The organism is Ruegeria sp. ABV4_181 (genome assembly GCF_056158465.1).
In genome coordinates this window covers 2,928,315-2,951,229 of sequence record NZ_JBSWTI010000002.1, presented here as the reverse complement: position 1 = coordinate 2,951,229, position 22,915 = coordinate 2,928,315, and the positions used below count along the sequence as shown (strand labels likewise).

Sequence of the window (22,915 nt, the reverse complement as noted above, 5' to 3'; positions counted from 1 at the left end):
TTCACTAGCAGCAGCGGGTCTTCAAATTCGCTATCTGCGATAGCGCGCAGTGTTGGCGAAATTATGAGCGTATTCTCCAAAGAAACCTTAAGTCGGCAATCCAGCGCAAAACGCGGCATTTCCTCTCGTTACTAGCATGTGTCGAGCAGGGGTTGCGAATGCTATCATCGATCCTTTGTCTGCCTAAAGTTACCACACATTCACCACTAACTCAGCGGGCGTCATGTTCAGACCGTTCAAGCCTGAGGCGCGATTTCACCTACAGTGTTGCGAGTTCAGGGTGGTAGTAGGCCTCAGGGTATGACATCGGTTTCAATGGCCCATTGGGCACAACGCTATTCCAACTGCGCCCGAAATACCCCTGACGGCAGTGTACAAGAGACCCTGCCTCTGCAATTCCGGGCAGCGCGTATACACGGCATAGCCACTGCCACAAGTATGGGTAATCCAGGATTCTGGCACCATTAAGTTTCATCCGCACATAATAGACGGGATCGTGGCGATAGAGAGTGGGAAACAGGCGGAGATCTACTTCTGAAAAGTGGTTGCCAGTCAAATAGGGCCTGCCATCTGAGAGATGCTCCTCCAAATATTCGAGTGTCTCAAAATAGGCGTCAAAGGCTGTTTCATAGACCGTTTGATCTGACGAAAAACCGGCCTTGTAGGCGCCATTGTTAATCGTCGTGTAGATGCGTTCGTTCAGGTCTTGGCTTTGTTGACGCGGCACTTCGGCTGGATAAAGCCGGACGCGTTCCGCTGCCGGGATTCTGCTGCCAGAGAATCCGCTGCGGCGTCCAGCATTCGGACAATTTCAGCGCTTTCGTTGTTCACAATGCGCCCTGCAATCTTGTCATACAGGATTGGAAGGGATTGCTCTTCAGAGCCTTCGGCACGATAGATTTCTTTGGCAAGGCGCAGCCCTATGCCGGTGCCGGTCTCACTCGTGCATTCTGGCAAAGTCTCACCGGTGAGAGATGCAATCCGATCAGGTGCAAACTCCCATAAGTTTGGCGCCTCTGGATCGTCGTCGCCGGTGCGGTTTGGAAATGCAACGTCCATCGTGATGCTGGTCTGCAAGCCCAGCACATTTCGCGCCAGCGTCACTCTGTGACACCACGGACAATTGAGTGCTACGAACAGGTGATAGCGATCAGGTTCTGCCGGAAACACTGGATCGCCAATGGCGTGGCGAAAGCCGCTGACACCGCGCACGAATTCACCCCGTGCGCGGCGCTTGTTGATATCAGTTTGGTCTTCTTCGGTAGATGTGTCGGTCATGACTTCAGCATCATCCTCTGAGCCGGTGATGCAAGATGATTGGCACGGCCAACTCTTCTTCATCACTGAGATGCCGTCTCAGGAATGCTTCAATCGTGTTGCTCGTCGCATGGAGCTGTCCGGCTTCATCGTAAGCTTGCGCCTCATCAAGTGCGGATAGCTTGATCACACGGTTCGCCGTGCGGGTGAAGTCACTCAGCACCTTATCCAGATCGAAGTGATCCTGTTCCAGCAACTTAAGCCCCGCATCAAAACGCGGGTCCGCAGCCGACAGTTCAGGGAAATAGCTATGATCTTCCCAGCCGTGATGGCCATGCAGGTTTCCAACCAGGTTGCCGCCATAGTAGGACAGCCGCCCCACGTAGTCGTCCAACCCCATCTCGTTGCTCAAAACCCCTTCTGTATCCAGGCGAATACGTTCCGCAATACGACGGAACATCTCATGCGCGCCGAGCCAATGCTTGGTTTTTTCTTTGAAGCCTGGATGGGCTTCCCAACTGTCGCGGGGGTATTGGTCCAAGAGAAACCGCATTTCCTGAGGCATATCGTCTTGGCGGATGGCGTATGTATCGAGCATCGGTTGTCTCCTTTCAGGCCATAGATGGGAGGTCGGACAACTGCCCGCCAGTAGCGAGAACGCACAGTCACTATGCGTCAGCGAACCCCCGCGAAGTCGGCGCCACTCAAACCAACGATTTTGTGGTTCCGGGATGCGATGTTGTGCTGGATGAATCCTTACAGGCCTTCACGGCTGAAGTTGCGGACGGGGACCTAAATCGGCTCAACACTTGAGCCAAACATCGCATGAGCTTGCAGACTGCCTGGGCCGCAAGCTGATTCAGTATCAGCCGATAGTGTTGAAATACTCCCATTTTGCCGAAAACCAACAAAAAACTCGCCCATAGAATGCTGATTGGAAAATTCAGCCAGGGGGTCGGCCAAAACATGGGTGGGCGTATGAGCGACAGCCCTATCCTTGTCATCTGCGTTCGCTGGTTGCGTTTTTAGGAGGATCTAGTCTGGCACCATCCAATAGATCGTGATCTACTTAGAGTGGATTGATTCAAAGGATATTGCCATGAAAATTGAGCTTCAAATAGAGACTGGGGGAGCCGCCCCCTCGGGAATAAGTGTCAAAGAGCTTGAGGTAGATATTCAGGCTCAGTTAGATCGGCTTGCGTCAGAAACCGGAGCGGGGCCTGCTGAAGAAAGACGAGAATCCGCCCCGAGAAGTGCCCAGGGTATCGACCAAATCATTGCCTGGTCGTTGGAGCTTTTGCAGGATCCCAAGATGGCAAAAGCTTACGCTTCAGCAACAATTTTTGCAATTAATCAAATTCTTAAGTCACGCGGCGTGCCAGAAAACAACGACCAAAGTGGCGAGGAGAAAGAAGGTTTCAGAGCTACGGTCAAAGTCCTAGGAAAAGAACTGAAGCTTCCGGTTGCTACGGCCGCTATCGGTAAACTTTTGGAAGATGTTTTTGGTGAATAGATGGATATTCGAGGTATTTTTGTCGGGAATTGGATTAATGGTGCTCCTGTCGGTCCAAGCCCACAACGAGTAATTGGGCTCCTGGACAGGTGGGGAAAGCTGACAGCGCCCGGACAGATGTTCGAACTGCGCGATGTTGACGGCGCTTCCAACGGCCCAAGAGTTAGAAAGGACAACCCGACTTGGGGCCAAATTGTAGAAGACTTATCCGAACTGACAAACGTATCACCGGAAACGACAGTCGTCTTCTATTACGTTGGCCACAGCGTTCCTAGTGGTGCCCATAGTCTTGCGCTTCACTTTGCTCGACCAAAAGGAGAAGATGCACAGCAAGTGCCTATTTCTACAATAGTTCAAGAACTTAGCCGGCACGGAATAAAGAATTTGGTCTTAGTTATTGACGCCTGCCACTCCGGTCGATTGGCATCAGACCCAGCATTGAATGGGGTCGACTACTACTTGGTCTCAGCAACAGGTTTCAACTACACATATAATGCAGCGTTTTCGGATTCATTGCTGCGAGTCATGGAGAGAAAACACAGCAAGGGTGATCAGAGAGTTGATCGACGCAAAGGTGGGATAACATGGCGAAAAATCGTAGCCCGTACTCGCTCAACCATGCTTCAATCAGGGGTTGTTGACAGTGATCTGCCTCGGGAGAATGAAGCCGACAAGTTGGGTGATCAGGTCCTTCACGAAGTGCCTCTGAATGTTCCTACAAGCTTCATAGAATACAATGGAGGGCGAACACTTTATGGCAGGTTACGCAAGGTATTGAGCTACTTCGAGGAAGACGATCTTAGGATCGAGAAGATAACATCGCGCTGCCGATCCGACGACCTTTTTCTTATCCAAAAAGCCTCAGATGATCAAAGCGCCCGCTACGTTGGAAGTGATAGGATAAAGACTTATTTGGGGTTTATGGAAAAGTTGTCTTGGTTGTCTGAAAGTGCTGGCCGTTTCCGTATGACCAGACGCGGACGCGATGCCCTGACCGGAGCATTTAATACAATTCTCCTCGAAGACATTGAGACCAAAATACTTCCAAGTGGGTTAACTCTGTCAGAGCTCGATGAAATTATTAGCGAACTTCTCGAAAACTTGATACCAACCTCTCCCGCTAGAATTGCGGAAGAGGCTAGAGGGCGAGGCCACGATTTTGAGCTGTCTGATGTAGTTAGATTCGGCCTTCAGATCCTGCCAGCGACTAGTCGATATTTAGGAGCGACAGCTGACAGCCTTTTTCCAGGAGATCGATAAGTTAGGTTCAAATTGCTCTCCAAGTTTTGAGAAATGAAACTTCCCGTGTGAAGGTCAAATTCACATTTCGCGGTCAAATGGCTAGACTTTACAAATCCGCCAGCAACGTCCGATCCGGTCATTTGGCGTCACGCTTGTTTGCCATTCTTGGTCCTCCGTTTCCTAAACATAACGGTGGACCAGTTCAGTTGGGGAGGCTCAGTGTGCTTCATTCGCAAAAAATCAACTATTAGTATGCTGAGAGCCATTGCTTTCGAAGAACGTTATTTTCCTTGATTTTCATCGGAGACAGATCTCGTGCGAACGCGCAGTTACAAGGCAATACCAACAGCGAGCAAGACCCAAAGGAAGATCAAACCCTGAACAGAGCTAACTTGGGAGCGCGGACTCCAAGTGGAACAGGTCACAGCTCTTGGCGCAACTCAGTCAACATTAAGATTCCAATACACATTCTTGAATATTTCTATTGACTGCACTCTGCCTGTAGCGGAATGTATGTGGAGAACAAAAAGATAACATCAGGGAGGACACGTTGAGCGCCGCGGCGCTTGTGTCCTCTTTTTTTATTCAAGGGTTACAGAATGGAAAAAATGCAAAATATCTTCATCAGCCACATCCACGAGGATGACGCTGGCTTAAAAAAGGTCAAGGACTTGTGCCGCAAGCATGGTTTGACTGTCCGAGATGGTTCAATAAACAAAGAAAAACCAAACAAGGCCAAAAATGCGGACTACATTCTCAACAAAATAATTGGCCCCCGCATCAAATGGTGCAGCACCATGGTTGTGTATATCACGCCACAGACAAAAAATAGCGAATGGGTAAATAAAGAGATTCTGAGAGCCGAACGTCTGGGCAAACGCATAGTAGGCGTTTGGGCTCACGGCCATGCGGGGTGTGAACCACCAGCAGCGCTAAAACACATGTCCGATGCCATGGTCGGTTGGGACGGTGGAAGAATCGTTGACGCAGTGACTGGTAACTTTGATGGCCAAGAAAATACTGACGGGTCCGTCGCATCACCTGCGGCATACAAGAGGGTCGCCTGTCAGTGACCAAATTGTACTGCTACAAAGTCGCCCGAGACTACGGGTTTGCGCCGAATCCATTCTGGGGTGTTTGTTCGCTTGCTTGTTGTAAGCCAGATATTCGCCGAAGCGCTCAAATTGGAGATTGGGTCATTGGTGGCGGTTCCGCGCAAAATAAGATGCGTCATCGCGTCGTTTTCGCAATGCGCGTGACAGAAACCATGTCATTCGACGAGTACTGGAATGATCCCCGCTTCCAATGGAAAAAACCGGTTTTGACAAAATCAGCAAAGCACTTTTTTGGCGACAACATCTATCACGATGTCATTGAAGGGCAGTCTGCAACCCAAGCCGATTCACACCACAGTCATGCTGGGGGAAAAACAAACTACTTGAACTTGCATCGCGACATTGGCAGCAACCGCGTCCTTTTGAGCGATGACTACATCTACTTTGGGAAAGACGCGCAACTGCCTCCCAAAGACATTCAACACTGCGAAGGAACAGATTTCCCGACAGACGTGCGAAACTACCAAAATTCTTACAAACCCGAACATATAGAAAAAATAGTTTCATGGCTTCGCAGCTATCAAGAATGGGGCCTGCGTGGTTTGCCTGAAGCTTGGAAGAACCCGTTTTCTTAGGACGTACTATGACCCTTTCGATCAAAGAATACCAAGAAATCGCGACCATTACTGACCGATTTGAAGACGATGAGATTTCACCGATACTGCTAGGCTTATTCGGCGAAGCAGGAAGCGTGATGTCCGCAGTGAAGAAACTCAAGAGGGAGCGCATCGCCTTCATCGGATTTGAAAACTCGGTTATTGACGAGCTAGGCGATGCATTTTGGTATTTTACAGCGCTGGTTCGAAGGCTTGATGTTTCGCTCGAAGGGCTCTTAGCAAAGGTACTTGCGGAAGGGCCTAATAGCAGGGGATTTCAACCCACTGACGACCCCACACGCCCTTTTGCATCTGTGAGAGAAACCAACGTAGACTCATGTGATATGACAGAGGCCCTTCTGTGCCTAGGGAAGGCTACAACTTCGCTTTTTTCGGCATCCGAATCGGATTTTAAGATTGGTGAAAAAGAATTGATTGCCTTCCTAGAGGCTTATTTTCAGGTCATCGCGTCCGCAGAGATTTCTTTCAATCGTGTTTTGTCTGCCAATGCGGAGAAAATTAATGACAGGTTCGTTCTTCCTAAGACTGACGAGTTGCCGGACTTTGACAAGAATTTTCCGGAGGTGGAGCAACTCCCCCGTCAGTTTGAGATCGAGATGATGGAACGCGAGAACGGAAAAGTCTATCTCAGATGGAATGGTGTGTTTGTAGGTGACCCGCTGACCGATAACATACGAGAGGAAGACGGGTTTCGATACCACGATGTCATACACTTTGCTCATGCAGCGATTTTACACTGGTCGCCCACAATGCGCGCTTTGTTGAAGCAAAAACGGAAGAGCAAAGCCGATTTTGACGAGGGTGAAGACAGTGGCCGGGGCAGTGTGGTTGAAGAAGGTTTGGCCGCTTGGGTGTTCTCTAAAGCTAAGGATCTCGATTATTTTGAAGGTCACGACAAAATCTCAATTGATATCCTGAACGGCATTAAAGACTTTGTACGGGGCTATGAGGTAGAAGCTTGCCCAGCTTCACTTTGGGAGAAGGCACTTCTTGATGGATACGCAGTCTTTCGGAAAATGAGAGAAAACCGGGGGGGCGTAATTGTAGGAGATCGAAAAACACGCACCATTGAATATCGCCCAATAGAAGGTTGAAATGACGACTGCATCTCCAGAACCCGCACCGCTGCTTGATTTTGAAGTGGCCTCTGACTTGAGTGTGAAGCTCGAGATCGGAGGGTATACTATTATCGGTATTTTGACAGTTGCTTTGTTGGGCGTTGCATGGTGGTTTTGGGGCCGAAAATTTCTGCTCCGCGACCTAGAGTTTGACGCCGCTGAATTTGGTTTCGGCAGTTCGAAATTCCAGTTTACACCAAATGCCATGGATCGACAGATTGCCTACGCGATCTGGGTGGAGTTGAGTACGCGCAAAATCGGCCTTGAAATCGACCTCGAACATGATGTCATCACCGAGGTTTACAACTCTTGGTATGAGTTCTTTGGCGTCACTCGAAACCTCATAAAGGAAGTTCCAGCGCACAAACTGAGGCAAAAAGGTACGCGAGCAATCGTCAAGACTTCTGTACATGTACTTAACGACGGATTGCGCCCGCACCTCACTCGTTGGCAGGCAAGGTTCCGGCGCTGGTTTGAAGCTCAAGAGATCAACGAAAAAGAGCCACAGGTTGTTCAAACAGAGTTTCCGGCATTCAGAGAATTAAGCGAGGACTTGCTAGCCATTAATGCAAAGCTCATCGCGTATAGAAAAACGATGTACGAACTTGCTACTGGCGAAAAAGAGATCGTCATAGATATTGAGAACGTATCCCAATAACAAAGTTCCCGAATTCTGGTTGCGCGACCAGCCAAATAGATGTTCGCTGCCGGAATTTTCAAAGATTGTTCTGCGGCCGCATAAAGGCCATCGGATGAACTTTGCAAGGTCCGGTTTCTGCGCATTGCTGTCCTTGGAACATCGCGCGGCATCGGTCAAAATGGGCTCTTCACGATGTTTCGCCGCGACTATCACCAAGGGCCGGTCCAGAATGAAACGACTTTCGCTGCGTGGGGCATGAACTGGCAAATAGCGGGACATGCCCGCCCTTCGGATCCAAGACGCAAGGTCAGCTCAACGCCAAGCCTCTTTGTTTTGTGAAGCCCCTACCACTGTTCGAAGAGTTCCAAGGGCGTTTTCCATCGCTGCTCGGTTACGAGGCGCGCCGATACATAGCCTAGTCGCGAAGAGTAGCTTGCCGCAGGTGCGAGCGGATGCAGCGTCAGCAAAAATCAAGAAGTGCACCACCGGCTGCTCAGGTGATACAGCCGGGATGCTGCTCGGCAACGAATTGGAACTGTTTCTCCGCTATTGATATTGTTGCCCGGATTTCGATGAAGGTTGCCGCGGCTCATTTTTTGCGTCCCTCTGGGTAGGTATTCCCAAGTCTGGAGACGTTAAGCGGTTGCTTCATCAAGCGAGGATCAACCCCTTGCGCCACGGCGTTTGACAAGATCACGTCCAGTTTCTCTTCTAGTTGAGCGATCTTATTCTGCTGTTCTTCCATTATCGCAGCGGCGTTCTTTGGTGTCTTTCGGGCCTTCACACCTTTATTTATCTCTCTTTTGCGCGAGAAGGCTGCGGCTTTGTCTAGGTAGGCCGCATGAATGTGAGGGTGTTTGAACAGCTGCTTAGATGAGATTTTGACAACCTTGGATTTAACTTTACAGTGTATTTTGTTCCGGGTGATTTCGCCCCTCATTTGACCAATTAGGACCAAAATTTTATCCACTTTTTCGGGCGTAAGCTTCACGTCAAGTTCCCCGTGGTTCGAGAGGTTTCAAGCTCTGCCAGCTTTTTTTCGATGATCCGTTCAGCGTGACTGAACTCGATCAATGGGCCAAGGTCGGTATTGCGGATCAGACTCCCTTCGTTTGCTGGATCCATAATGGCCTCAGCGAGTGCTTGGCTACGAGCATGACTATGTTCGATAGCCTCTATGGTTGTTTCGTTGACCCGCATTCCTTTAGCCTGGCGAGCACGCAGGGTTTCAAGAGATTTCTGATCTCTTTCCGCATCTCTAAGGAGCTGATCGGCGGCTCTTTTGGAACCGCCTAGGCATACCAGTCTGGTGCATGTTCTACAGGCACCAGCTCGGTCGCACGGCTCCTGGTTGAAGCGACGGTTGCAATATCCGAATGCTGTTGAATGCATGTGCATTTTGCGATTGGCCGACGCGTAGGCAGCGTTTTCTACATCCGAGTCATCCACGACCCTGATTGCCGGTAGGTTCTCATCCTCGCCACTGCGCTTTATTTGTTCGACTTGATACAGTTTGTCCGTGTGGTCGTAGTTCCGGTTTTGCATGATGTTCGCACGACCACTCCAGTAGGCTATGTGTGATTGGGGAACGTTGGCGCGTTGAGCCATCGTGTTTAGGTAATGGCGCATTTGGTGTGTAGTGATTTTGGGGTACTTACCGTTCTTTAACCGAATATCGAAACGCTCGAAGATGGAGGGAACCGCAGGGTTAGTGTGGCCACTTTTGTGAAGACTTTCTGGTCTGCCTGACAAGACGAGTTCGACCACACCACTACTTAATGCTTCTATCGTGTAAGGCCGTGCCTCAGTATTGTGAGCAAATTGGTTCTTTAAGCAGACGCACAGCGCCTCGGAGTATGCTACCGAAGACAACTCGCTGAGCACAGGCAAGCCGCGGGGTGCTTCCGCCAAGCACTTCTCTTCAACCTGAGCGAAGTCGTAGACAGCTACGGGTTTTTCATTTTCGCGGGCCCTGTACTTGGTAGCTAAGATGCGCCTGGACTGAAGCCAAAAATTTCCACCTACACCGAGAAATTCTTCCAGCTCTGAACGTGTGATTTCGCCCGTTTCCCGAACATGCTGAAGATTCTTAGGGACAAAGACTCTGCCAGGGTTCTCCATCATCCACTTTGCTAACTTGCGCGCGCTCTCAGTATGTTCACAGATCCTTTCGAGTGCCAACTGAGCAACCGGAACCATTTCTTTCGGAACAAATTTAATCATAGGCTTGCCGCCCTTTACTGGCCACCACCTGAGGCCAGCTTTGAAGCGACAGTCTTCGTTGAAGGGCACATCTGGGTTGACGTAACCTTCGCCCGGGTTATCCAATACCTGGACCTTGGCTGGTAGAATGAAGACTTCCTCTTTTCGAGAGGGGGCACACATCAAAAGTGCGACAATGCCCATAGCGACCTGATCTCGAGGCGTTTTTGCCCGGTGAAAGGCTTCTCCCAAGCATGACACTTCCTCTTCGGTCAGGCTTTTCCGGAGAGGGTCCTCATTCACTCTGCTCCCAAAGCGTTCGTCCTGGAGTTCTGGGTGCCACCAGCTCTTCAAGTCACGCGCGATGCCCGCTTCCTCCAACACTCGCGCAATAGATCGCATGGTCTCGGCAGCCTTACGCTTATGCGATTTACTGGCTATCTCGACGACTTTGTTCAGGTCTGACTTTGCTATAAGGTCTGCACGGCCGGGATGTCCTCGACTTTCTAGAACGCGGTCTAAGATGCGGCAGAACTTCACCTTGTGGCTAAAGACATTGGATTTTCTGAATTTTCCTGTTTTTGTGGCGTTTTCATTGAGTTGAAAGGCGAAGTATGCCTTTGCGAAGTCACCAAACGGCAGGTTCATCGCGAACTCGGGATCATTCGCGCGGGACCGCCGTCGATCCGCATGATGGAAACCAATTGTTTCTCCCTTGGAATTCCTTGTCCGCTTAACAAAAGCAGTGATGTCCCAAGTGGCCCTGTCCCAATCAACATGTCCTTCGACACGGGGATCAAGGATCGACAGTTTCTTGGCCTTTGCAATGAATTCTTCAACTGAGATTTGTTGTTTCGACTTGAAATGCAAAGTCATGCGGTGCTCTCCCGCTCTTCGCGCGCCTTATGCTGCATTTTTTTAGCCGCTAAAACCGCAGCAACGTGCCGATTAAGTTCTCGAGAATACTCGTCATCGCCATGCTTTTTCGCTTCTGCCTTTCTACCAGCCAGAAGGCGAAGTAACGGGTCAAGCTCGGAACCAATCGAGAGATTGAAATGGCGGCAGAGAAAGCATGCATATGGCGCTGCAAGGCTTTCCAGCGCGCTGCATCCTCCAGAATCGCATGCACCCAGATCAGGAGCACCGTCAGCCTCGGTTGCTGTAATAATTGCTCCGAATTCGGGGTCGTCGGGTTGCGCTTCAGTCACTTGACCCAAGAACCTACCTGCGACATGTACCATCTTACCGTCCAGCAAACTACTCATGAGCTGATGATGTCGAGAGGCTAGTTCGATGTAGGCTTCGCAGCTGCCGGGGCTGGTATGATGCATCCATGCCGCGATTTCTTCCGCCGTACATCCTCGCATCGCCATGATTGTCGCGATAGTGTGCCGTTCTCTCAGTTGGTTAAACACCATTGGTTCACCAGTTCGAGGGCTTATGATGTTTAATCGTCCAAGAATGGCTTTGAAACGCTCGGAGGCTAGGTGCGCAGTCATGTGACCTTCGTAACCCGCCTTTGTTTGACCTTTTGAGCGTCGTGCTCTTTTCTTATTTACTGAGCGACAATCTGCAACAAACTCATCAGTCCTCGCGGGAAATAATGGTTTCTCTTGATTCCACTCAGAAGCAGGAATGCCACCGGTTAATCGATCCAGGTAAGCTTCTAAGGCGTGGGTAAACAGCATTGGCGCAGGTCGCTTAGGGCCGTACCTTTCGGCTTGGGTCCGCTTCTGCTTTAGGATTTCGAACCGGATAGAGGTCTCCACACCGTGGTGCTTCGGAGTTCTTATGTCCCGAAGTTTCAGGTTGGCATTCATTGAGGCTCGTTGGCCATAGAGGCGGAACGTTTGAACTAGCACATATTGAGCATCATTGATGGCGCCGCTTTCGTAAGCTTCATGGAGTTCGCGATCCACCATCGCGATTTCGCCATCCAAGTAGGGACCCGACTCTGGATCTAGGGTCAGAATATGTACTTTTTCGTTTTCTTTTTTTCGGAAGCCGTCGATTAGTTCAGCCGCATCCGGGGCAATCCCCGGAAATCCAATTTCTTGCCATGAAGAAACAATGTTGCGCATGCTGTAATCACTGCCACTCGGATCACCCAATCGGTAGGCGGCAATATCTTTACGGTTGATCCGACCGACCAGGTCGTTGTTTTCGCGCCTGAGCCAGACACAGGGCCGCTTGAAGGCTGTCAACTCTGCAAGAATTGAAGAAGCAAGGTTGGTTTCGAGCCGATAAGCCACCACTTCCTTGAGCGCGTTTTTCATCAACGGCGACAGTACCTCAGTACACCATTCAAAATTGAAGGTAGCAACGCTTCCAGTTGCGCTCACTTCCCAATAATCAGAAGTGATATCGAAGGTTTCACCGTTGGCAGCTCGGCGGATATTGGTCGGGCGCAATGCAGGAATGCCGTGAGAGCACGGTTTGTGCTTGTTCATTTCTTACCTTTCTTCTTTGTCGCGGCTTCTTCGGCCAACTTTTCGCGGTGATCGAGCAGGCTAATGTACTCACTTGTTTCTGAGCCAATTATGTTGAGGAATTCCGTACCTTTGGCAGCGGCTCGAGCTTCCTGTTCCGCCCAGATCGTTCGGATGCTTTTCGCTGCGCCAATGTCGGACTCTCCTCCGAGATAGCGAGAGATCATGTGAGATGTTGCCGACCATCCAAAGTGATAGGTGAAAACCTTTCGAGCTTCTTCGCCGCTGGTTCCACGTTCGTTTAGAAGCTGGGCTATTTCTCGAGCCTTTTTGTGTCGCATTGGGTGCGGGGTCAGTTTTCGAACTCCAGCTGCTCTGGAGGCGTCTCTGAACACATCGTCAATTGCGGTCTTGGACATGGGCTTGCCATACTCAGTGGGATCACGAGCCAAGTTGACAAACATGAAGGAATTTGAGTTTCGGCCGCTTTGAAAATCGATGTCGTCCCTCGCATCCATCCATTCATCGAGGGTCTCGATCAGCAACGGCGACGCTGTCAAACTGATTTTTCGGTCGAAGGTCTTTGCGTTTGGCTGACGTTTCCTAGGGTCTTCTGGGTCGTTGTGGCGGCGAACGACCTCGATCAAATCATCTTCGCTCTTATAATCTTCGGTCTTCATTTGACCCAACTCGCCAGCGCGCAAACCAAGTTCGGCAAACATCAATAAAATTAGATAGTTTCGTAGTGCTCGAATTCGGTTCTTAGGCCAAACATCATACGGATTGCATATCGCTAACCATAGGTAAAAGCGGTCAGCAGCTTCCTCATGATCGTATGCCTTGATCCGGCTTTGTGGCATACCTTTGCGTAACTTTCGAAAATAATGCGCATAGCTCCCTGGCACTGTGTGATAGCCGCCGGCACTTAGCTTGATCGCTGGTTCTAAGAGTTGTTTGCGATTGCACAGTTTCTGTTTGGAAACTGGACTTGGCTTTTTTCGAAGCAAACGATTGCCATATTCGCCGAGCCACTGGAGGTATTCTTCAATACCAATCTGCCGCTGGATTATTGTGCTAGCTTGAACGCTTCGCTCTTCCAGACACCTGGTAAGAAACTTCTGCTCGTTCATGGGTAAAACCCGCGCCAGCTTACGTAAGTCCTGGATTTGAAAATTCAGGAAGTAGTTTAAGTCTGCGACTTGCTCTAAGCTCAGGCATTCTCCATCTAGCATGATGGTGTAGAGGTCGATACCTCGGTGAATTGCCCAAAGTTCGAGAATGGTGATGTGAGACAGTCGAGTGGAAATAGTATCAGGGGTGTAGTTCCGCTGACGCGTCTCGCTGACAACCCAAGCCCAAGGCCACAGAGCGATGCTGCCATCTTCACGGTAAATCGAAAATCGGGTTTCGCCAGCTCGAGTTTGAGTCTGTTTCACAGGTTGTCGGCCTAGTGTCGAAATGGGCTTCAAGGGTTTCTCCGCGGCAGTAGATGGTCTCCAAACGATACTCGAATGGAGGCCTATCTTCAACTTTCTCGCGCTTGGTGCGGTTCTAAATATTAAGCAAGAACAGATGCTTACACTATTCTTGCTTCTTAATGGATAGATGAGAGGACTGTTCTTGGGTCCAAGGATAAAATAGGAGTAGAGAGGCGATGGTGCCCTACGAAAATCTATTCTTGCCGATGAGGCCCCTAAATTTTTTTTGCCGGTCCAACGCGTTTTTGAGCATTGTCGGCGTCAGTTTTGACCAGCGCTGCGAATCACCGGAGAGCCCGCAACTGCAAATGATCGAAGGGAACAACCTCGACAGCCAAACCAACTAGGAGGCACGGATCGAAGCGGCCTCAGCAGGCTTACCAATGATGTCAGAATTCTTAAAGTGAACGATGACAGCTATAGCCTGACGCAAAGCAAGCCAATCAGCTCAAAGACAACTCTTGAATTGGAATTTCGATTGGTCCTGACGGACCAAGGCACCTCTGCACACGCCAGCTATTTGGAGAGCGCGCGTGCCAAGGTGCCAGTCACTCTGAAATGGCCGGGTATTACGCCTCCCAGTGGTCGGAAAACATACCGCCGTTGGCAGTCCAAAAATGAAGACGCCTGAAGTAGTTGAGACCATCTGAGTCTCCGTCCGTGGTTGTAAATCAAATCTAGTCAGCAACGAGCACCTAACTAATTGGCATTGAGTGCTGTCGGTCATTTTTGTTTCCAAAACGTCAAATCTTGTAAGGCATTGTGAAAATTATATTTTTGTAGGCGCTATGTATTTGTACCTGGGCACATTTCGAAAGTCCCATCCGAAAAATACTTGTTCTGTAATCCCAAGTGATGGAGCAAGTCTTTTGAAGAGAGAACCTGACCTGATGAGAATATTTTTAATAATTTACAAAGATTTAGGTGCTCGAAGCTTCCTCTGGAACGAAATGGTTGGCATATAAATGGAACCATTTCGACCCATAGGCCACGTGGCCGACTTCCTCGGCATAGATAACCTCAAGCGCGGCAACGGCCTGCTGGTCCTGCGCCTTGCGGAAAATGTCGATCATGCCGGGCGTCACGTCCAGCCCGCGCGCCTCAAGCACCATGGGAACCACCGCCAGCCGGCCCATGAGATCATCGGCGGTATCCTCGGCGGCGCGCCACATCCCGGCGTGGGCGGGCAGGGCGCCATAGTGGCTGCCCATCCGTGTCAGGCAATCGCAGACCATCTCAAAATGCCGCGATTCCTCTTCGGCGCATTTGACCCAGTCGTCATAGAACCCGATGGGCATGGGTACGTGACCGAAGCGCGCGATGATGTCCCAATGCAGGTCCACCGCGTTCAGTTCGATATGGGCAACCGCATGCAGCAATGCGATGCGGCCCGCCTCGGTGCCCGGTTTCCGCTTTGGAACCTCGCGTGGTGACAGCAATTCGGGCCGATCCGGCCGTGCCGGGTTCAGTGGCGGGGTCGCTGTGCCGATCCCGATCGCCGGGGCCTCACCCTTGCGCGACGCAAACCATGCGGCGGCATGGCGTTTGGACAGGGCGGTCTTTTCGCGCCCGTCCGCGGTGGTCAGAACTTCGGTCGCCATCTGGGTCAGTGTTTTCGACACTGGATCTCTCCGCTTAATCAGATGTGCGGGTCATAAATCGGATGACGACCGTGGTCGAGAGGGTTCACAGCGCCCGAACCGCCTCCAGCACTTCCTCCACGTGACCGGGCACTTTGACCTTCCGCCAAACCCTGGCGACCTTGCCATCGGCATCAATAATGAACGTCGAACGCTCGATACCCATCGACTTGCGCCCGTACATGTTCTTTTCGACCCACACGCCGTAATCCTCGCAGACCGAGGACGCTTCATCCGACAGCAGCGGCGTCGTCAGGCTGTGCTTGGCGACGAATTTGTCGTGCTTGGCCACACTGTCCCGCGAAATGCCGTAAACGTGAGCGCCCGCATCGGCAAACGCTTGAAGTTGTTCCGAGAAACCGATGGATTCCTTGGTGCAGCCCGGCGTATCATCGCGGGGGTAGAAGAACAGGACGACGGCGCCGCCGCGCAGGTCCGACAGCGTGACCTCGCCGCCTCCGTCGCGGGGCAAAGTGAAATCAGGGGCGATGTCTGAAACGTCGGGCATTGGAAACTCCGCTAAAGGTTCTTAAAGGCTGCCCGACATCATAGGGCGGACCGAGCGGGTTGAAAGGCGTGGATAGGAAATTGGTGCAGCACGAAGACAAAAGTGCGTCCCAGACGGAGGCCCCTCCGCGCCGCCGGTCGCGCCGCCATGTCGCCGCGCGCTGGTCTCTCTGGACTGTCCTGTCGCTGGGATTGCTGGTTTTTGCCGGGTGGTTTTTTCTGTTTGGACAGAACCTGCATGCGCCGGAATGGGTGCGCAAACAGGTCGAACAAAGGCTGGAGCGCAGCCTTGGCGGCCTGAAATTCCGCTTTGGCGATGCAAGTTTCATCGTCAACGAGGAATGGCGCCCCCGGCTGCGGCTGACCGACGTGACAATCAGCGATGCTGCCGGGCAACAGATCGCGCAGGTCGCGGACATGCGGACGCGCCTTTCCATGCGCGGCCTGTTGCGGGGGCAGATCCGACCGCGCCGGATCACGTTGCGGGATGCGCAGATTGCATTGACGCGCGGCCTTGATGGAGCCTTGTCACTGACCGTCGGGTCCGGCAGCGCCCCGGTGCAGGAAGCGCCCACATTGGCGCAGCTGATCGAGGAGTCGGACGATGTATTCCTGTCGCCGATCCTGTCCGGCCTTCGGTCCATCGAGTTGGAATTGCTGACACTGGACTATCAGGATCTGCGCCTCGGGCGGGCCTGGATCTTTGACGGCGGCCACATCTCGGTGGTGCGCAGCGGCGATGAAATGCGCCTTTCCACCGGGTTCTCCGTTTTGACAGGGCGCGACTACGCCAGCTCGATCGAAGCGAATTATACCAGCGTGCTGGGCACGCCGCAGGCCGAGTTCGGCGTGACGATCAACGACTTGCCGGCGATAGATATCGCCAGCCAGAGCCTCGCGTTTTCCTGGTTGCAGGTCCTCGATGCGCCGATTTCCGGCGCCTTGCGCGGCAGTGTGGATGACAACGCGGCGCTGGGTCCGTTGTTTGCGACGCTGAACCTGGGTGCAGGGGTTGTCCAGCCCACGCAGGAAACACGCCCCATCCCGTTCGAATCCGCCCGGACCTATTTCACCTATGAGCCGCGCCAGCAGGTGCTGGATTTCAACGAAGTGTCGGTCGTTTCCGCGTGGGGGGCAGTTCAGGCTGAAGGCAAAGCCTTTCTGCTGGGTTTGGAAAGCGGCGCGCTGGAAAGCCTGACCTCGCAACTGCGGCTAAGCAGTATCAACATCAACCCCGCCGGTCTGTTTCCCGAGCCGCTGGAACTGGCGCGGGCTGATCTGGACCTGCAAATGAAACTGAACCCGTTCGGGCTGCGGCTGGGGCAGATGACGGTCGAGGATGCCAGCCACAGGTTGCGGGCCACGGGGAACCTGCTGGGCAAGCCCGATGGCTGGGCGGTCGAGCTGGACGCGCATCTGGACAGTATGGGGTCGGATCAGTTGCTGAACTACTGGCCCGAATTGCTGGCGCCGAAGCCGCGGGAATGGGTGGCGGAAAACCTTTATGAAGGTCAATTCTCAAAAGTGGACTTCGCGTTGCGCCTGCAACCGGGCGGGAAACCCGACATTTATCTGGATTTCGGGTTTGACGAGGCAAAGATCAGGTTCGCCAAGACATTGCCCCCCATCGAGAACGCGCAGGGGCAGGCCAGTCTGATCAACCGAAGGTTCACCGCCACCGCCGAATCCGGGAGTGTTGTGGCCCGGCTTGGCGGGGCCATCGATGCGTCGGGAACCTCGTTCATTATTCCGGACACGAGCATCAAGAAACTCTCCCCGTCGATCACGCGGATCACCGCCAGCGGCAGCACAACGGCCGCCTTGTCGTTGCTGGACCGGCCGCCATTGTCCTTGTTGTCCAAGGCGGGGTTGCCGGTCGATCTGGCCTCGGGCCAGGTCAGCCTGTCCGGGACGCTGGCCCTGCCCATGAAGAAAGGGCTGAAATTCGGGGACACCGAGTTTCATTTTACCGGCGAGATTGATGACGTTCAAAGCGACAGGCTGGTGCCGGGATTCTCTGTCAGTGCGGATCGTCTGGACCTTCAGGGCGATCAGACGGCGGTTCAGATCGACGGCGACGGGCTGTTCGGGGATGTTCCGATTCAGGCGGCGTGGCGTCAGCCCATTGGCGGCACCGAACCGCAGCGCAGCGAACTGACCGGGCAAATCGAGCTGTCGCCCCGGCTGATGACCGAACTCAAGGCCGGGTTACCGCAGGGCATGCTGACCGGGCAGGGATCAGCCGATATCGCGCTAGGCATCGGCGCGGGCGAGCCGCCGAAACTGTCGGCGACATCCGATCTGACCGGTGTGGTCCTGTCCATTCCCGAACTGGGCTGGCGCAAGGGCGGCGGCACAACGGGGTCGTTGACGGTCGAGGCGACGCTGGGCGAACAGCTGCGCGTCGACCAGCTCAACCTGGACGCGGCGGGCTTGCGCACCTCGGCTTCGATTGCGTTCAAGGAAGGTGGAGCGCTGGACCGCGTTCGGTTCAGCTCCTTCGATCTGGGCAACTGGCTGGCCGTTCCGGCAGAGCTGATCAGCCGGGGCGCGGCGGTGCCGGACATTCGCGTATTGGGCGGGGTCATGAACCTGGGGCGCGCCACATTCGGTTCAGGCAGTGGGGGCGGCTCCGGACCCGGGCCGAGACTGGACGTCACTCTGGACCGGCTGCAGGTGACCGAAACGATTGCCCTGACCGGGTTCAAGGGCGCATTTCAGACCACCGGAGGCGTCAACGGCGCCTTCACGGCCAGCCTGAACGGAGGTGCGTCGGTGCGCGGACAGGTCACGCCCCGCGCCGGGCGCAGCGCAGTGAATTTGACGTCCGGCGATGCCGGGGCGGCGTTGCGGTCGGCCGGGGTTATCACGCAGGCGCGCGGCGGGTCGATGGACCTGCAACTGGAACCTGTTGCGGGACCCGGCAATTACGATGTCATCCTTAAAATCGCCAATACGCGCATTCAGGACGCTCCGGCTATGGCGGCGCTTCTGAATGCCATCAGTCTGGTTGGTCTGCTGGATGAAATGGCCGGGCAAGGCATCTTTTTCTCGACCATCGACAGCCGGATGCGGATCACCCCGACCGAAATCAAAGTGTTGAGCGGCAGCGCGGTCGGCCCCTCGATGGGGCTGTCCTTCGACGGCATGATCAACACGGTTTCGGGCACGCTGAACCTGCGCGGGGCGATCTCGCCGATCTATCTGGTGAATGCCATCGGCAGCGTCTTTACCAAAAAGGGCGAGGGGGTAATCGGCTTCAACTACACACTGACCGGCCCGCTGAAGCAGCCGAAAGTGTCGGTGAACCCGCTGTCCGGCCTGGCGCCTCTGTTCCTGCGCAACCTGCTGCGAACACCGGCCCCCACCGTATCCGACGGTCCCAACGCCCGGCCCGCAAAACCGGATGAGCCGAAACGCACCTATGGGGCGCCGCCATCCGACCGCTGAAATCGGGATGTGGCCGAATCTGACGCGGCATTGTAAGGCGCGCTCATGAAACTCAGCGATTTTGATTTCCACCTGCCCGAAGACCTGATAGCCACGCGCCCCGCCAGCCCGCGGTCCTCTGCCCGTATGTTGGTGGCGGATGGCGACGCCTTATCGGATGCGCATGTCTTTGACCTGCCCGACTGGTTGCGGCCCGGAGATCGCCTGGTGCTGAACGACACCCGTGTCATCCCCGCACGGCTGAATGGCCGCCGCCACCGCGACAGCGCGCAGGGGCCGGTCTCTGCCGCGATCGAGGCCACGCTGCTGGACCCGCAGGCCGACGGCACCTGGGCGGCCCTGATCAAGCCGCTCAAGAAAGTCAGGCAAGGCGAGGAGATCCGGTTTTCCGACGATCTCAGCGCCACGCTTGACCGGGTAGAAGACGGGCAGGCTTATCTGCGGTTCAACCTGACGGGCGAGGATTTCGATGCGGCGCTGGAGCAGGCCGGAGCGATGCCGCTGCCGCCGTATATCGCCGCCAAACGTCCGGCGGATGATCAGGACAAAACCGATTACCAGACGATCTGGGCCCGCAACTCGGGCGCGGTTGCGGCCCCGACCGCTTCACTGCATTTCGACGAAGCCCTTATGCAGGCGCTTGAATCGCGCGGTGTCGCGCTCAGCCACGTGACCCTGCATGTGGGCGCGGGCACGTTCCTGCCGGTCAAGGTCGAGGATGTGACAACGCACAAGATGCACGCCGAATGGGGCCGGGTCAGCGCCACAGCTGCCCGCGAAATCAGCGCCACCAAGGCGGCAGGCGGGCGCGTTATCCCGGTCGGGACAACCGCGCTGCGGCTGATCGAAAGCGCGGCCCGGTCCGGACAGATCCAGCCGTGGGAGGGGGAAACCGATATTTTCATCTATCCCGGATTCCGGTTCCACGTCACCGATGCGCTGATGACCAATTTCCACTTGCCGAAATCCACATTGCTTATGCTGGTGTCTGCCCTGATGGGGCAGGACCGGATGCGGGAGGCCTATGCGCACGCGATTGAACAGAAATACCGGTTCTTTTCCTATGGGGACGCGTCGCTTTTGATCCCATAAGGGCCGCGATGTCGGGATCGAATCCCTGCAATGTCGTAGACAAGCATGACCAGAGCCGCTTTTCATAGCAAAACGGCGACACAGTTAAGGTCGGCAGATTTCGGAGGCCCCAATGATTCAGGTCCTGTCCAGCGCATGGGCGCTTCTTCTTGGAATGGGCCTGCTTATGGTCGGCAACGGCCTACAGGGTACAATTCTGGGTGTCCGGGGCGAAATCGAGGGATTCTCGACCCTTCAGATGTCCTTTGTCATGTCAGCGTATTTCCTGGGTTTCCTGGGCGGTTCGCGCCTTGCGCCCGAAATGATCCGCAGAGTCGGGCATGTGCGGGTTTTCGCGGCGCTGGCCTCGTTCATTTCCGCAGTGATGATCATGTACCCGATGCTGACCAACCCGGTCGCATGGATATTGGGGCGTGTGATCATCGGGTTTTGCTTTTCCGGGGTGTATGTCACCGCGGAAAGCTGGCTGAACAACGCCGCCAGCAATGAAAACCGGGGACAGGCGCTGTCGCTGTACATGATCGTGCAGATGACCGGGATTATCAGCGCGCAGGCGCTGATGTTGCTGGGCGATCCGTCGGGCTACGAGACTTTTGTGATCGCCTCGATCCTTGTTTCGGTGTCCTTCGCGCCGATCTTGCTGTCCATCTCACCGACACCCGCCTTTGATACCACCAAACCGATGACCCTGCGCGAACTGATGGGGAAATCACCGCTGGGATGTGTCGGCATGTTCCTGCTGGGCGGCGTGTTTTCGGCGCAGTTCGGGATGGCCTCGGTTTATGGCGCGCGCGCCGGTCTGACGCTGGTGGAAATCTCGACCTTCGTGGCGGCCTTCTATATCGGTGCGGTCTTGCTGCAATATCCGCTGGGATGGATGTCCGACCGCATGGATCGCCGCTTTCTGATCATGCTGGTCGCGATTGTCGGGGCAGGCGGGTCGCTTGCCGGGATGCTGTTCGGGGTGACGTTTCCGATCCTGCTGATATCGGCCTTCGTGATCGGCGGCATGTCGAACCCGCTTTATTCCCTGCTGATCGCCCACGCGAATGACTTTCTGGAACACGAAGACATGGCCGCCGCCTCGGGCGGGCTGGTGTTCATCAACGGCATGGGCGCGATCGCCGGTCCGTTGATCACCGGTTGGCTGATGGGGGACGCCGTCTTTGGCCCGCCGGGCTTTTTCCTGTTCATCGCCGCCCTGCTGATCGTACTGGCGGGATATGCGCTGTACCGCACAACTCAGCGGGCCGCGATCCCTGTGGACGAGACCGGGACGATGTCTCCGGTCTATCCGACCGCATCGCCAATAGCGCTGGAAGTAGCACAGGAGGTCGCGATCGAAGCCGCCGAAGCCGAGGCCGAGACGCAAGATGTTGCCTAGGACACGAAATTATGTCGCAAGTGTTGCAATTTTTTACTGTAACAAATCTGTAAAACTGCCTTAAATGACGTTACGTCCCTGGGGAGGGCAACACGACGGAGTTAGGGCAATGGCAGGGCCTGAAGACGTATTGAGTTATTGGTTAGATGAGGTCGGTCCCAAGGGTTGGTATCTGCAGGACGACGCATTGGATGCAGACATTCGCGAGCGGTTTTTGACCACCTGGGAAGCCGCGAATGAAGGCAGGTTTTCTCTTTGGTTGACATATCCAAGCGGGTCGCTGGCCTATATCATTTTGATGGACCAGTTTCCACGCAACATGTTCCGGGGCAGCGCCAGGGCGTTTGCCTCTGACCGTGCGGCCCTCTCGGCCGCCAAATGCGCGGTGGACAAAGGCTGGGACCTGAAGATCGACGAACCCGCACGGCAGTTCTTTTACCTGCCGATGATGCATTCGGAAAACCTGTGTGATCAGGAACGCTGTGTGCGCCTGATGTGCCAGAACATGACCGACAAGGACTCGGGCAATCTGCTGCACGCACGCGCGCATCGCGAGGTGATCCGCAAGTTCGGACGGTTCCCTTACAGGAACGAAGCGCTCTCGCGCCCGATGACCGAGCATGAGGCGGCCTATGTCGACATGGGCGGCTACGGCACAACGGTCCGAGAGTTGCAGGCCGCCGGCTAGGAGGCCGGCACGCACCCGCGAATGGCAATAACCCGGTCGGCGACCACGCCGGCCGATGTTTCTATGGCCGTTTCAATCAGCGCGTCCGGCGACGCAGCCAGGTCCGTGATCCGGGCCTGAGTGGCCTGCATCTTTTGTTCCAAAGCCTCCAACCTGATCAGGGCGTCGGAAATCCGCCCTTCGGCGGCAGCGTTCCCTGCGGTGTCACCGGAACGCATCGAGGCAAGTTCGCTCCGCAGCGCCGAAAGCTCTCCACGCACACCCAGAAGCTCATCCTTCAGCGGGGCCACGATCTGGACCTTATCGGCAAAGGCAGAAGTTACACCCTCCACCGATGACGCCAGCTTCCACCCCAGAAACAGGCACAATGCCACCAGAATGAGCGTCGCGTTCAGCAGTGCAAGCAACAAATCTTTGAGCGTACTGGCCATGGTAAGCCTTTCGAATAACTTGGGTTCCTGAATAGCCGAGGGTAGTCGGTTTCTATGTTCTAGCCATTGAGCCATGTGCGGTATAGGCTGAAAGCCGCTCGTTACCCGCCAA

Annotated in this window: 20 protein-coding genes; 10 read left to right on the top strand and 10 right to left on the bottom strand. The window is 54.2% G+C overall.

The window, feature by feature from the left end:
* Window positions 1-259: 259 nt before the first annotated feature.
* The 3 genes from ACXAC3_RS14615 to ACXAC3_RS14605 are packed head-to-tail and all read right to left on the bottom strand — an operon-like array spanning window position 260 to window position 1,855.
* Window positions 260-727 (bottom strand): glutathione S-transferase family protein, encoded by a 468-nt coding sequence (locus tag ACXAC3_RS14615; RefSeq protein ID WP_475161538.1) that lies wholly within the window; start codon window positions 725-727, stop codon window positions 260-262.
* Window positions 700-1,341, bottom strand: a complete 642-nt coding sequence (locus ACXAC3_RS14610) for a glutathione S-transferase family protein (RefSeq protein WP_475161536.1) — start codon at window positions 1,339-1,341, stop codon at window positions 700-702. Before ACXAC3_RS14610 ends, ACXAC3_RS14615 begins: the two co-directional genes overlap by 28 nt.
* On the bottom strand, window positions 1,289-1,855 hold the full coding sequence (locus ACXAC3_RS14605; RefSeq protein WP_475161534.1) for a hemerythrin domain-containing protein: 567 nt from the start codon (window positions 1,853-1,855) through the stop codon (window positions 1,289-1,291). The genes ACXAC3_RS14610 and ACXAC3_RS14605 overlap by 53 nt, the downstream gene beginning before the upstream one ends.
* Before the next feature lie 501 nt (window positions 1,856-2,356).
* Between ACXAC3_RS14605 and ACXAC3_RS14600 the strand changes: the two genes are divergently transcribed.
* The 6 genes from ACXAC3_RS14600 (at window position 2,357) to ACXAC3_RS14575 (ending at window position 7,520) form a co-directional block, all read left to right on the top strand.
* Entirely contained in the window at window positions 2,357-2,770 is a 414-nt protein-coding gene (locus tag ACXAC3_RS14600) for a hypothetical protein (RefSeq protein ID WP_475161533.1), read from the top strand.
* The gene (locus tag ACXAC3_RS14595) at window positions 2,771-4,030 is read left to right on the top strand and encodes a hypothetical protein (protein WP_475161531.1); all 1,260 of its coding nucleotides are present in this window, start codon (window positions 2,771-2,773) and stop codon (window positions 4,028-4,030) included. It begins immediately after the preceding gene.
* A 581-nt stretch (window positions 4,031-4,611) separates the two neighbouring features.
* Window positions 4,612-5,085 (top strand): TIR domain-containing protein, encoded by a 474-nt coding sequence (locus tag ACXAC3_RS14590; RefSeq protein ID WP_475161529.1) that lies wholly within the window; start codon window positions 4,612-4,614, stop codon window positions 5,083-5,085.
* Window positions 5,082-5,702, top strand: coding sequence for an Nmad2 family putative nucleotide modification protein (locus ACXAC3_RS14585; RefSeq protein WP_475161527.1), 621 nt, complete (start codon window positions 5,082-5,084; stop codon window positions 5,700-5,702). Before ACXAC3_RS14590 ends, ACXAC3_RS14585 begins: the two co-directional genes overlap by 4 nt.
* 8 nt (window positions 5,703-5,710) lie before the next feature.
* Window positions 5,711-6,838: a hypothetical protein gene (locus ACXAC3_RS14580; protein ID WP_475161525.1), complete on the top strand. Its 1,128-nt coding sequence runs from the start codon at window positions 5,711-5,713 to the stop codon at window positions 6,836-6,838.
* Window position 6,839: 1 nt separating this feature from the next.
* The gene (locus tag ACXAC3_RS14575; RefSeq protein WP_475161522.1) at window positions 6,840-7,520 is read left to right on the top strand and encodes a hypothetical protein; all 681 of its coding nucleotides are present in this window, start codon (window positions 6,840-6,842) and stop codon (window positions 7,518-7,520) included.
* Window positions 7,521-8,091: 571 nt separating this feature from the next.
* Here the strand turns inward: ACXAC3_RS14575 and ACXAC3_RS14570 are convergent.
* The 6 genes from ACXAC3_RS14570 to ACXAC3_RS14545 form a co-directional block, all read right to left on the bottom strand.
* Window positions 8,092-8,493: a hypothetical protein gene (locus ACXAC3_RS14570; protein WP_475161520.1), complete on the bottom strand. Its 402-nt coding sequence runs from the start codon at window positions 8,491-8,493 to the stop codon at window positions 8,092-8,094.
* Entirely contained in the window at window positions 8,490-10,580 is a 2,091-nt protein-coding gene (locus ACXAC3_RS14565; protein ID WP_475161518.1) for a hypothetical protein, read from the bottom strand. The genes ACXAC3_RS14570 and ACXAC3_RS14565 overlap by 4 nt, the downstream gene beginning before the upstream one ends.
* Window positions 10,577-12,154 carry a hypothetical protein gene (locus ACXAC3_RS14560; protein ID WP_475161515.1) on the bottom strand — a complete coding sequence of 526 codons (1,578 nt, stop codon included), beginning with the start codon at window positions 12,152-12,154 and terminating at the stop codon, window positions 10,577-10,579. Before ACXAC3_RS14560 ends, ACXAC3_RS14565 begins: the two co-directional genes overlap by 4 nt.
* The gene (locus ACXAC3_RS14555; protein ID WP_475161512.1) at window positions 12,151-13,602 is read right to left on the bottom strand and encodes a tyrosine-type recombinase/integrase; all 1,452 of its coding nucleotides are present in this window, start codon (window positions 13,600-13,602) and stop codon (window positions 12,151-12,153) included. Before ACXAC3_RS14555 ends, ACXAC3_RS14560 begins: the two co-directional genes overlap by 4 nt.
* 929 nt (window positions 13,603-14,531) lie before the next feature.
* Complete coding sequence (locus ACXAC3_RS14550; protein WP_475163439.1) at window positions 14,532-15,212, bottom strand: ferritin-like domain-containing protein; 681 nt, start codon at window positions 15,210-15,212, stop codon at window positions 14,532-14,534.
* An 85-nt stretch (window positions 15,213-15,297) separates the two neighbouring features.
* Window positions 15,298-15,759, bottom strand: a complete 462-nt coding sequence (locus ACXAC3_RS14545) for a peroxiredoxin (RefSeq protein ID WP_475161509.1) — start codon at window positions 15,757-15,759, stop codon at window positions 15,298-15,300.
* 68 nt (window positions 15,760-15,827) lie between these two features.
* On the opposite strand from ACXAC3_RS14545, the gene ACXAC3_RS14540 reads away from it, so the two are divergent.
* The 4 genes from ACXAC3_RS14540 to ACXAC3_RS14525 all read left to right on the top strand — a co-directional run bounded on the left by ACXAC3_RS14540 (window position 15,828) and on the right by ACXAC3_RS14525 (window position 22,372).
* A complete protein-coding gene (locus ACXAC3_RS14540; protein ID WP_475161506.1) occupies window positions 15,828-19,208 on the top strand; it encodes a YhdP family protein in 3,381 nt (1,126 codons plus the stop codon).
* A 45-nt stretch (window positions 19,209-19,253) separates the two neighbouring features.
* Window positions 19,254-20,300 (top strand): tRNA preQ1(34) S-adenosylmethionine ribosyltransferase-isomerase QueA, encoded by a 1,047-nt coding sequence (gene queA / locus ACXAC3_RS14535; RefSeq protein WP_475161504.1) that lies wholly within the window; start codon window positions 19,254-19,256, stop codon window positions 20,298-20,300.
* A 112-nt stretch (window positions 20,301-20,412) separates the two neighbouring features.
* A complete protein-coding gene (locus ACXAC3_RS14530; protein ID WP_475161502.1) occupies window positions 20,413-21,684 on the top strand; it encodes an MFS transporter in 1,272 nt (423 codons plus the stop codon).
* 109 nt (window positions 21,685-21,793) lie between these two features.
* Window positions 21,794-22,372, top strand: coding sequence for a DUF924 family protein (locus ACXAC3_RS14525; protein ID WP_475161500.1), 579 nt, complete (start codon window positions 21,794-21,796; stop codon window positions 22,370-22,372).
* On the opposite strand, the gene ACXAC3_RS14520 is transcribed toward ACXAC3_RS14525, so the two are convergent.
* Window positions 22,369-22,803 carry a hypothetical protein gene (locus ACXAC3_RS14520; protein ID WP_475161498.1) on the bottom strand — a complete coding sequence of 145 codons (435 nt, stop codon included), beginning with the start codon at window positions 22,801-22,803 and terminating at the stop codon, window positions 22,369-22,371. The two genes, ACXAC3_RS14525 and ACXAC3_RS14520, sit on opposite strands and share 4 nt — an antisense overlap.
* Window positions 22,804-22,915: the final 112 nt, after the last annotated feature.

Bases quoted from the DNA above. Each gene is read 5' to 3' on its own strand.
- ACXAC3_RS14520 (WP_475161498.1), bottom strand. From the start codon at position 22,803: ATGGCCAGTACGCTCAAAGATTTGTTGCTTGCACTGCTGAACGCGACG.
- ACXAC3_RS14595 (WP_475161531.1), top strand. From the start codon at position 2,771: ATGGATATTCGAGGTATTTTTGTCGGGAATTGGATTAATGGTGCTCCT.
- ACXAC3_RS14575 (WP_475161522.1), top strand. From the start codon at position 6,840: ATGACGACTGCATCTCCAGAACCCGCACCGCTGCTTGATTTTGAAGTG.
- ACXAC3_RS14580 (WP_475161525.1), top strand. From the start codon at position 5,711: ATGACCCTTTCGATCAAAGAATACCAAGAAATCGCGACCATTACTGAC.
- ACXAC3_RS14545 (WP_475161509.1), bottom strand. From the start codon at position 15,759: ATGCCCGACGTTTCAGACATCGCCCCTGATTTCACTTTGCCCCGCGAC.
- ACXAC3_RS14565 (WP_475161518.1), bottom strand. From the start codon at position 10,580: ATGACTTTGCATTTCAAGTCGAAACAACAAATCTCAGTTGAAGAATTC.
- ACXAC3_RS14605 (WP_475161534.1), bottom strand. From the start codon at position 1,855: ATGCTCGATACATACGCCATCCGCCAAGACGATATGCCTCAGGAAATG.
- ACXAC3_RS14600 (WP_475161533.1), top strand. From the start codon at position 2,357: ATGAAAATTGAGCTTCAAATAGAGACTGGGGGAGCCGCCCCCTCGGGA.
- ACXAC3_RS14530 (WP_475161502.1), top strand. From the start codon at position 20,413: ATGATTCAGGTCCTGTCCAGCGCATGGGCGCTTCTTCTTGGAATGGGC.
- queA (WP_475161504.1), top strand. From the start codon at position 19,254: ATGAAACTCAGCGATTTTGATTTCCACCTGCCCGAAGACCTGATAGCC.
- ACXAC3_RS14525 (WP_475161500.1), top strand. From the start codon at position 21,794: ATGGCAGGGCCTGAAGACGTATTGAGTTATTGGTTAGATGAGGTCGGT.
- ACXAC3_RS14610 (WP_475161536.1), bottom strand. From the start codon at position 1,341: ATGAAGAAGAGTTGGCCGTGCCAATCATCTTGCATCACCGGCTCAGAG.
- ACXAC3_RS14560 (WP_475161515.1), bottom strand. From the start codon at position 12,154: ATGAACAAGCACAAACCGTGCTCTCACGGCATTCCTGCATTGCGCCCG.
- ACXAC3_RS14590 (WP_475161529.1), top strand. From the start codon at position 4,612: ATGGAAAAAATGCAAAATATCTTCATCAGCCACATCCACGAGGATGAC.
- ACXAC3_RS14550 (WP_475163439.1), bottom strand. From the start codon at position 15,212: ATGGCGACCGAAGTTCTGACCACCGCGGACGGGCGCGAAAAGACCGCC.